The 8,862-nt window shown below is 74.6% G+C and carries 11 protein-coding genes and 1 pseudogene; 2 read left to right on the top strand and 10 right to left on the bottom strand.

Translation table 11 applies throughout. The features are described from left to right. Positions 1 to 37: 37 nt before the first annotated feature. The 6 genes from ACFW1A_RS34590 to ACFW1A_RS34565 all read right to left on the bottom strand — a co-directional run bounded on the left by ACFW1A_RS34590 (position 38) and on the right by ACFW1A_RS34565 (position 4,814). Complete coding sequence (locus tag ACFW1A_RS34590; protein ID WP_380416245.1) at positions 38 to 973, bottom strand: ABC transporter substrate-binding protein; 936 nt, start codon at positions 971 to 973, stop codon at positions 38 to 40. Positions 974 to 1,016: 43 nt separating this feature from the next. Then, complete coding sequence (locus ACFW1A_RS34585; RefSeq protein WP_380416243.1) at positions 1,017 to 1,688, bottom strand: ABC transporter permease; 672 nt, start codon at positions 1,686 to 1,688, stop codon at positions 1,017 to 1,019. Beyond that, positions 1,685 to 2,353 (bottom strand): ABC transporter permease, encoded by a 669-nt coding sequence (locus tag ACFW1A_RS34580; RefSeq protein ID WP_380416240.1) that lies wholly within the window; start codon positions 2,351 to 2,353, stop codon positions 1,685 to 1,687. Before ACFW1A_RS34580 ends, ACFW1A_RS34585 begins: the two co-directional genes overlap by 4 nt. Next, positions 2,343 to 3,566 carry an ATP-binding cassette domain-containing protein gene (locus ACFW1A_RS34575; RefSeq protein ID WP_380416236.1) on the bottom strand — a complete coding sequence of 408 codons (1,224 nt, stop codon included), beginning with the start codon at positions 3,564 to 3,566 and terminating at the stop codon, positions 2,343 to 2,345. Before ACFW1A_RS34575 ends, ACFW1A_RS34580 begins: the two co-directional genes overlap by 11 nt. A 307-nt stretch (positions 3,567 to 3,873) precedes the next feature. Continuing rightward, entirely contained in the window at positions 3,874 to 4,266 is a 393-nt protein-coding gene (locus tag ACFW1A_RS34570; RefSeq protein ID WP_380416234.1) for a rhodanese-like domain-containing protein, read from the bottom strand. Further along, positions 4,260 to 4,814: a cysteine dioxygenase gene (locus ACFW1A_RS34565; RefSeq protein WP_380416231.1), complete on the bottom strand. Its 555-nt coding sequence runs from the start codon at positions 4,812 to 4,814 to the stop codon at positions 4,260 to 4,262. Before ACFW1A_RS34565 ends, ACFW1A_RS34570 begins: the two co-directional genes overlap by 7 nt. A gap of 373 nt (positions 4,815 to 5,187) precedes the next feature. On the opposite strand from ACFW1A_RS34565, the gene ACFW1A_RS34560 reads away from it, so the two are divergent. Both ACFW1A_RS34560 and ACFW1A_RS34555 read left to right on the top strand, forming a co-directional pair. Then, a complete protein-coding gene (locus ACFW1A_RS34560; protein WP_380416228.1) occupies positions 5,188 to 5,562 on the top strand; it encodes a hypothetical protein in 375 nt (124 codons plus the stop codon). Positions 5,563 to 5,579: 17 nt separating this feature from the next. Continuing rightward, on the top strand, positions 5,580 to 5,756 hold the full coding sequence (locus ACFW1A_RS34555; protein WP_380416226.1) for a hypothetical protein: 177 nt from the start codon (positions 5,580 to 5,582) through the stop codon (positions 5,754 to 5,756). Positions 5,757 to 5,781: 25 nt separating this feature from the next. Here the strand turns inward: ACFW1A_RS34555 and ACFW1A_RS34550 are convergent, their stop codons facing one another. From ACFW1A_RS34550 to ACFW1A_RS34535, 4 genes and pseudogenes are all read right to left on the bottom strand, one after another. Continuing rightward, entirely contained in the window at positions 5,782 to 5,982 is a 201-nt protein-coding gene (locus tag ACFW1A_RS34550) for a hypothetical protein (RefSeq protein WP_380416220.1), read from the bottom strand. Next, entirely contained in the window at positions 5,979 to 6,404 is a 426-nt protein-coding gene (locus tag ACFW1A_RS34545; protein WP_380416217.1) for a hypothetical protein, read from the bottom strand. The genes ACFW1A_RS34550 and ACFW1A_RS34545 overlap by 4 nt, the downstream gene beginning before the upstream one ends. Positions 6,405 to 6,506: 102 nt before the next feature. Further along, positions 6,507 to 7,952: a sensor histidine kinase gene (locus ACFW1A_RS34540; protein ID WP_380416214.1), complete on the bottom strand. Its 1,446-nt coding sequence runs from the start codon at positions 7,950 to 7,952 to the stop codon at positions 6,507 to 6,509. Next, positions 7,949 to 8,655, bottom strand: a pseudogene (locus ACFW1A_RS34535) (response regulator transcription factor). Before ACFW1A_RS34535 ends, ACFW1A_RS34540 begins: the two are co-directional and overlap by 4 nt. Positions 8,656 to 8,862 lie beyond the last annotated feature (207 nt).

Below are 8,862 nucleotides of genomic sequence, written 5' to 3'. Positions count from 1 at the left end.
GCTCGGCGGGGCGCGGTGTCACGGGGCTCCTGCCGGGTCAGCCCAGGCCGTTGGCCTTGACCCAGTCCTTGGCCACGGTGGACGGGTCGTCCTTGTCGACGGCCACCCGCTTCATCAGGGCGGTCAGGCCCGCGGTGTCGAGCTTGGCCGAGACCGCGTCCAGCGCGGCCGTCGCGGTCGGGCTGACCCCGGCCTTGTTGACCAGCGGAGTGACGTTCTGCACACCGAAGACGTTCTTCGGGTCGTCCAGCGCCACCAGGTTGTAGGAGACCAGCTTGGGGTCGGTGGTGAAGACGTTGCCGACCTGGATGGTGCCGTCCTTGAGCGCGTTCGCGGTGGTGTCCGCGGTCGGCTTCCACTCCTTGAAGGTCAGCCCGTAGACGTCCTTGAACTGCTGCTCCCGGCGCGACTTGAACTCGGCCGGGCCACCGATGCTGAACTGGCCCGCCTGGGCGGACAGGTCGGCGATCGTCTTGAGGTTGTACTTGGCCGCCGTGTCCTTGGAGACCGTCAGCGAGTCCTTGTCCTCGGCGGGCGAGGAGGTCAGGATCCCCAGGCTCGCCGGCAGCTCCTTGGCCAGCGCCGCGTTCACGTCCGCCGTGGTGACGGCCGTGGACTTGGCGTCCAGGTACTGCAGCAGCGCCCCGTTGTACTCGGGCAGCACGGTCAGGCTGCCGTCCTTGATCTGCCCGTAGAGCAGCTCGCGGCTGCCGATGTTGAACTTCTCGGTCACCTTGACGCCCTTGGCCTGCAGCGCCTGCGAGTAGATCGAGGCCAGCAGTACGTTCTCCGGGTAGTTGGCCGAGCCGACCACCACGGTGCCGCCGCCCGCCGCCGGCGACCCGGCCGCGGACGACCCGCCCGCCGGGGCGCCGGACAGCGGGTCCTTGGACGAGCTGGAGCAGGCGGTCAGGGAGACCGTGACGGCCGCGGCGAGCAGCACCCCGGTCAGCGCGCGCGTGCGCAGGGACATGGCGAACGTCCTTTCGTGGAACGTGATCAGGAGGAAACTCGGGTCAGCCGCGCGGCCGGCGCAGCCCGGCGGGCAGCGCGAAGCGGTTGAGCAGCGCGAACAGGAGTTGGGTGGCCACCGCCAGCACCACCACGAGCAGCGCCCCGCCGAAGGTCTGCGGGAAGTCGCGGGTGGCCAGGCCGTCCACCACGTAGCGGCCGAGCCCGCCCAGGCCCACGTAGGCGGCCACCGTGGCGGTGGCGATCACCTGGACCGCGGCGGTGCGCAGGCCGGCCAGCAGCGCGGGCAGCGACCACGGGACGCAGACCTGCCAGAGCACCTGGCGGTGGGTCAGGCCGATGCCGCGGGCGGCGTCCCGCAGGTCCGGGTCGGTGGAGCGCACCCCCTCGCAGGCGGCCACCAGCAGCACCGGCGCGGCCAGGGCCACCAGCGGCACCAGCACCGCCGTGTCGCCCACCCCGGCCACCAGCACCGCGAGGGTGACCAGGCCCAGCGTCGGCAGCGCCCGGGCGGTCCCGGTCAGCGCGGTGACCAGGCCGGCCGCCCGGCCGGTGTAGCCGAGCAGCAGCCCCAGCGGGACCGCCAGCAGCGCGGCCAGGGCGAGTGCCTCGCCGGAGAGCAGCAGGTGCTCGCCGATCCGGTTCAGCACCGAGTCCGGACCGTGCTGGCGGTCCGGCGAGGAGAAGAAGGTGCCCAGCCAGGAGAACCAGTTCACCGGCCCACCACCGCCTCGCGCCGGGCCCAGGGCGCCAGCACCCGGCGGGCCAGCAGCAGCACCGCGTCGGTGGCCAGCGCCAGCGCCGCGGTGAGCACGATGCCGGCGATGATCGGGGTCGGGAAGGCGCGCTGGAACCCGTCGATGAAGAGGTAGCCCAGCCCGCCGCGCCCGACCAGCGCGCCGACGCTGGCCAGCGAGATGCTGGAGACCGCCGCCACCCGCAGCCCCGCCACCAGGTAGGGCACCGCGGCCGGCAGCTCCACCGCGGCGAGGCGCCGCCACGGGCCGTACCCCAGCGCGGTGGCCGCCTGGCGCACCGGCTCGGGCACCGCGCGCAGCCCGTCCACCGTGGTGGGCAGCAGCACCGCCAGCGCGTAACAGGTCAGCGGGAGCATCACGGTGGCCTGGGTGGCCAGCCCGGTGTACGGGATCAGCACCACGAAGACCGCCAGCGCCGGCAGCGCGTAGACGACGTTGAAGACCGCGGCGACCGGCTGGTAGAGCCGCGGGAAGCGGGCGCAGAGCAGGCCGAGCGGCAGCGCGGCGACCAGCGCGATCAGCACCGGGAGCAGCGCGATCACGGCGTGGTCGAGCAGCAGCCCGCGCAGGTAGGAGGTGTGGGTGGCCAGCCAGTGCCACCGGACCAGTGGCTCATCGCCCACGGGTGCCCCCCGCCGCTATGTCGTCGCCGGTCGCGGCGACGGGGGCCGCGGGGTCCGTCGGGGCGATCGGGGGTACGGGGTCCGTCGGGGTGACGGGCGTCGCGGGATGCGTCGGGGTGACGGGCGTCGCGGGATGCGTCGGGGCGTCCGGGGGCACCGCGTCCGTCACGGGGACCGATGCCACCGCCTGCGGGCCGACCGCGTCCAGCGCGTCCAGCACCGCCTCGCGCGGGGCGAGGCCCAGCGCCCGCCCCGACGCATCCACCGCGACCGCGGCGCGGGCGGGGGAGAGGACGGCGCTGTCCAGCGCGGTGCGCAGGGTGTCCACGCCGGGGTGGTAGACCGTCACCTGACGGACCGTCTCCCCCGGGCCGGTCCAGCCGGTCGGGCGGCCGTCCCGGTCCACCGTCAGGGTCCAGCCCCGGTGCGGCGCTCCGGCCGGCAGCAGCGCGATGTCCGCCGCCGGGCGCAGGCCCAGGCCGCGCAGCCCGCGGTCCCGGCCGAGGAACTGGGCCACCTGCTCGTCGGCCGGGGCCGCCAGCAGGGTGGCCGGGTCGGCGACCTGGCCGATCCGGCCGTGCTCGCGCAGCACCACGATCTGGTCGCCGAGCCGAACCGCCTCCTCGATGTCGTGGGTGACGAAGAGCACCGTCTTGTTCAACTCCGCCTGCAGCCGCAGCAGCTCCTCCTGCAGGCCGGCCCGGACCACCGGGTCGACCGCGCTGAACGGCTCGTCCATCAGCAGCAGCGGCGGGTCGGCGGCCCGCGCCCGGGCCACGCCGACCCGCTGCTGCTGGCCGCCGGACAGCTGGAACGGGTAGCGCTTGGCGGTCTCCGGCGCCAGGCCGACCAGCTCCAGCAGCTCCATCGCCCGGGCCCGCGCCCGCTTGCGGTCCCAGCCCAGCAGGTACGGGACGGTGGCGATGTTGTCCAGCACCCGGCGGTGCGGGAAGAGCCCGGCCTGCTGGATCACGTAGCCGATGCCGCGGCGCAGCTTGGCCGGCTCCAGCCGGGCCACGTCGGTGCCGTCCAGCAGCACCCGGCCGCTGGTCGGTTCGACCATCCGGTTGACCATGCGCAGGATGGTGGTCTTGCCGCAGCCGGAGGGGCCCACCAGCACGGTGGTCCGGCCCTCGGGGACGGTGAGGTCGAGCCCCTCGACGGCGAGGGTGCCGTCGGGGTGGCGCTTGCCGGCGCCGTCGAATCTGATCACGTGGGCTTCCTGCGCAGGGGTGCCGGGGCACCGGGGCGTGCGGTGGTGCGGGGTCGGTCTCGGGCCGGGGTCGGTCTCGGTCCGAGTGCGGGCCTCGGTCCGGGGACTGAGGCGGTGTCAGGGCGGACACCCGTGGCTGCCTGCCCCTGACTGGTCCTAGGGAAACCCCGAACCAGCATGAGTGACGCATCTGACACGCGGGTCGAACGGGGGTTCAGGTGGGGGTGAGGTGCGGTGCAGTGAGGTGTTGTGAGGTGCGGTGCGGTTGTCGTGCGGTCGGTGTGCGGCGGGTGTCCGGTGCGGGGGTTCAGTCCCCGCCCGGGACCGTCGGCAGGCCCGCCGCCGCCCAGGCGACGAAGCCGCCGTCCAGGTCGGTGGCCCGGTGCAGGCCCAGCTCCCGCAGGGTCGCCGCGGCCAGGCTGGAGGCGTAGCCCTCGGAGCAGACCACGACCACGGGCAGGTCGTACCCGGTGGCCTGCGGAATCCGGTGGCTCCCCGTCGGATCCAGGCGCCACTCCAGCACATTGCGCTCGAGGACCACTGCATCCGGGATCTGCCCCTCGCGGGCGCGCTGCGCGGCCGGGCGGATGTCGACCAGGAAGGCCTCGCCGCGCTGCCAGGCCGTGTACGCCTCCTGCGGCCCCGGGCGGTGCACGCCCGCCCGGGCCCGCTCGACCAGCTGGTCCACGGTGGTCACCACTGCTCCGCCCCCTCGACCGCGGTCGGGCGCAGGCCCGAGGCCCGCAGTTCGTAGCGGGCGATCTCGCTCAGCGGCGGGGAGTAGGCGTGCAGCGAGACGGCCGGGCCGGTGCCGGTGTTGCGCACGTCGTGCAGGAACTCCGGGCCGAAGGCGCGCACGCTGCCCGCGGTGAGCCGGCGGCTGTGCAGTGCGCCGTGCTCACCACCCAGCGAGAGCTCCTCCAACTCGCCCAGCGCCACCGCGAACGCGCCGCGCGAGCCGCCGTGGTCGTGGAAGCCGGTGGCGTGGCCGGGCAGCCAGCTGATCAGCCAGACCTCGTGGTCGTCGGCCAGGCCGATCCGCTCGTACCAGCGGTCCTCGGTGGCCAGCCTGACCTTGCCGATCCACTCCTCGGGACGCTCGGCCAGCTCGGCGACGATCGCGCGCAGGGCGGCGGGGGACAGGGGAGTAGGGGGCTGGGCGGCGGTGGCCGTGGCGGAGACGGTGGCGGTGGCGACGGTGGCGACGGTGGCGACGGGGGAGGCGGGGGCGACGGGGTCGGGGGACACGGGTGTCTGGGGAGGCACGGGCATGGTGGTCCTCGGGTCCTGGGTGCACGGGTGGACCTGTCGACGGATGGGCGTATCGACACGTCGACAGATCGCCGAGCAGACGGCTGGGAAGGCGGGGGCCGCGGGAGGCGGCGGGGCACCGGAGGCGGTGACGGGGGACGACGGCCGATCAGCGGCCGGTCAGGGAGCGGTCAGCGGGCACACATGTCGCTCGCCTGGCGTCGCAGATCGACGTGCAGGCGGCAGACCAGGTAGGTGCCGAGCTCCATGGTCGCGATACTGGTCGATCGGCCGTCGGCCCGTCAAGCGAGGCATGCCGACGCTAGGGTGGTAGGTGTAGTCGAACCGGCCCGAACTGGGGGGAACCGCTGTGGACATCGACGCTGTGAAGACCGTGACGGAGGCGGTCAGCGCGGCCGCCGGGGCGGCCGGCACGGCCGTCGGCAAGCAGGCCTGGGAGTCACTGGTGGCGCTGGCGAAGCGCGCCTACACGCGGGCCAAGCCCGGGGCCGAGCTCGCGGAGGTGGACCCGACCAACCCGGCCGAGGTGAGCGTGCTGACCGGCACCGTGCTGGCGCGCCACGACGCGGACCCGGAACTGGCGGCGGAGCTGGCCAGCTGGCTGGGGCAGTACGGGCAGGTGGTGCAGACGGACCAGCGTTTCAGCACGGTGACCAACACGATCTCCGGGAATTCGGAGAGGACAGTCCAGGCGCAGACCATCAACGGTTCGGTCAACTTCTGAGCCCACGGGGGGATTCGATGGCTTTCTGGAAGCGTCGTCAGCAGCAGCCCGTCGTCGCAGTCGCGGCGGAGGCGCAGGAAGCGGCACCGCCCTCCGAGGAGGGCGGGCCGCAGAACGTGGTCCACGAAAACGTCCAGGTGGGGACGCTGATCCAAGGCCGTGACATCACCATCAACGGCTCGATCCAGCTCTGATCCACCTGGACGTTCGAGGGGTTGTTCAGTTGTTCTGAGCCGCGTCCGACTCGGCCGCGGCGGCGGCGCTCTCGGCGGAGTCGACCTTCTGCTGCATGTCGGCCTGCTGGGAGGCGCCGGCCGGGTCGGCGGGCTGGTGCGAGCCGCCCGAGGCGCCGCCGCCGCAGGCGGTCAGGGTCACCGACGCGACCAGGGCCGCGGCGGCGAGGGCGAGTGCGCGCTTCACTTGGCGTCGCCGCCCAGGCCCTGCGAGGTGCACCAGGTGGCGACCGACTTGAGGTCGCTCTGACGGGTCGTCAGGGTCGGCACCAGCGACTTGCGGAAGGTCAGCCGGTCGTTCAGGTAGGTGTAGATCTCGGTGTGGCCCTGCTGCTTGGCCAGGTCGGTCCGCTGCTGCAGGCGGGAGATCGAACCGGCCTCGGTGACCGGGCCGTTGAGCCGGTCCAGGGCCTTGTCGATCCGGTCCTGCAGCTTGGGCACGCGCTTGCAGATGCCCTTCGCGCCGTCGCTGGTCGGGGTCGGCAGGGTCTTCGGGGTCGGCGAGGCCGCCTGCGCCGGGGCCGCCGCCACGAGCAGCGTGCCGCCCAGCACCACAGCGCCCAACCCGGCGCCGAGCTTGCGGTTGGAGAGCATGACGTGGTCCTCCACTCAGGTCTTCCCCGGACGGTCCGTACCGCCCGGCTGAGCAGGACGGTAGGGACCCTCTTTGTGGATTCCTTGTGAGCCGGTCACCGGATTCGCCGACGGGCGCTACTCGTGCGGGGTGAACCAGTCCGGGCGGCTCGGGAGGGGCAGGGTGGGGGCCTGCGGGTCCACCAGGGGGAGGTGGAGCTCGAAGCGGCAGCCGGTGCCGGTGGGCGGGTCGGTGATCGCGATGGTGCCCCGGTGCAGGGCGACCTGCTGGGCGACCAGGGTCAGGCCCAGGCCCGAGCCGGGGCTGCCCTGGCGGCGGTGGAAGCGGTCGAAGACGGCCGACCGTTCGGTCACCGGGATGCCCGGCCCCGCGTCGTCCACGGTCAGCACCGCTTGTGCGCCCTCGCGCCGCAGCCGGACCGCGATCCGCGCCGGTTCGCCGGGCCGGTGGCCGTGCACCGCGGCGTTGAGCAGCAGGTTGTCGCACATGATCCGCAGGCCGGCCGCCCAGCCGAAGACCCGGGCCTCCGCGTCCACGGCCACCGCGACCGTCAGGTCCGGCTGCCGGCGGCGCAGTTCGGCCGCCGCCGCGTGCACCGGCTCGGCCAGGTCGACCGGGCCGAACGCCTCCTCCGCCACCAGGTCGCCACGGGCCAGGGTGCGCAGCGCGGTGAGCAGGTCCAGCATCCGGCGGTGGTCGGCGCGCAGGTCGGCGAGGATCTCGGCGCGGTCCGCGGCCGGCAGGTCGGGGTGGGCGGCCAGCACGTCCAGGTTGGTCTGCAGGCCCATCAGCGGGGTGCGCAGCTCGTGCGAGGCGGCGGCGGAGAAGGAGCGCGCCGTCTCCAGCGCCTGCGCCGTGCGGGCCGCCTGCTCGTCGTAGCGGGCCAGCGCGCTCTCCAGCGCGGCGGCCAGCTCGTCCACCTCGCCCACCCCGCTGCGCCGGTGCCCGAACCCGGCGGCCCCGGCCCGCGGGTCGAGCGCGGCGGCCCGGCGGCCGAGCCGGCTGAGCGGCGCGGTGGCCCGGCGGGCCAGTCCGTAGGCGAGCAGGCCGGAGACCGGTGCGGCGAGCCCGGCCACCAGGACGATCCGGTTGCGCACCGCGTCCACCTGCGGGTTGGCCGCGGAGGCGGGGGCGGCGACCCAGAGCGTGCCCGGGTTGGCGCCGGTGATCGGGGCGGCCAGCACCCGCCAGTTGCGGCCGTCGGAGTGCACCGTGGTCGGCAGCGCGGCGGCACCCGGCGCCGGGAGCGCGGTGGTGGCGGGCAGTGGTCCGCCGGTGCTGACCGTGGCGCCGGTCCCGTCCTCGACGAGCACGCCCACGTCCAGCGCGGCGTCCAGCAGCTTGCGGTGCTGGTTCTGCTCGACCTGGGTGCGGCCCTGGCGGTCGGCGTTCAGCAGGGTGCGGGCGTTGGGCAGCACGGCCTGCGCCCGCTCGCGCAGCTTGGTGTCCTGGGCGGCCCGCAGGTCGTGGGAGACCAGCCCGAGCAGCAGCGCGCCCGCGCCGACCACCAGCAGCGGCACCACGACCGCGGCCCAGAGCGCGATCCGGGTGGCGAGCCTCATCGCGGACCCCCCGGGACCCGCAGCACGAAGCCCACGCCGCGCACGGTGTGGATCAGCCGCTCCCGGCCGCCGTCCTCCAGCTTGCGCCGCAGGTAGCTGATGAAGGTGTCCACGGCGTCGGTGCGCACGTCGAAGTCGTAGCCCCAGACCCGGTCCAGCAACTGGTCCCGGGTCAGCACCAGGCCGGCGTTGCGCGCCAGGTGCTCCAGCAGCTCGAACTCGCGGCGGGTCAGCCGGACCGGCTCGCCGTCCCGCTCCACCTCGCGGGTGGCCGGATCGATCCGCAGCGGGCCCACCCGCAGGGCGTCGTCCGGCACCGCCGGCGGGCGGCGGCGCAGCAGCGCCCGCAGCCGCAGCTCCAGCTCCTGCAGCGCGAACGGCTTGACCAGGTAGTCGTCGGCCCCGGCCTGCAGCCCGGCCACCCGGTCGGCCAGCTCGTCCAGTGCGGAGAGCATCAGCACCGGGACGTCGCTGCCCTGCTCGCGCAGCCGGCGGCAGACCTCGGTGCCGGTGAGGTCGGGCATCGAGACGTCCAGCACCAGCACGTCCGGCGGCTCGGCCGCGATCAGCTCCAGCGCGGCCCGGCCGCCGCCGGCCGAACCACGCTGAAGCCGCTGAGGCGCAGCCCGCGCTCCAGCGAGCGGCGGATGGTGTCGTCGTCGTCCACCACCAGCACCCGGCCGTCGGCCTCGCCAGCTGCCATGCCCGTCCCTCTCGTTCCGTGTGCGCGAAGCCTACGGTCGCACGGTCCGATGAGAGTCCTCTCATCCACGTGCAGGGGGGCGGGAACGGTGGCGGGTGCGGCCCCCCGGGGGCCCAGGGGGGGGGGGCGGAGTCGTTTGGGGGCGGGGGGGGGGTCACGAAGCTGGTGTTCCGGGAGGGGTGCGGGGGGGCGGGGGACGTGAGGGTC

This window comes from Kitasatospora sp. NPDC058965, assembly GCF_042741245.1.
Lineage (GTDB): Bacteria > Actinomycetota > Actinomycetes > Streptomycetales > Streptomycetaceae > Kitasatospora.
This window is presented reverse-complemented; position numbering and strand designations above follow the sequence as displayed.

Excerpts from the sequence above, each read along its gene's own strand:
- ACFW1A_RS34590 (WP_380416245.1), bottom strand. The coding sequence starts at position 973 with ATGTCCCTGCGCACGCGCGCGCTGACCGGGGTGCTGCTCGCCGCGGCC.
- ACFW1A_RS34555 (WP_380416226.1), top strand. The coding sequence starts at position 5,580 with ATGGCTTTCTGGAAGCGTCGTCAGCAGCAGCCCGTCGTCGCAGTCGCG.
- ACFW1A_RS34540 (WP_380416214.1), bottom strand. The coding sequence starts at position 7,952 with ATGAGGCTCGCCACCCGGATCGCGCTCTGGGCCGCGGTCGTGGTGCCG.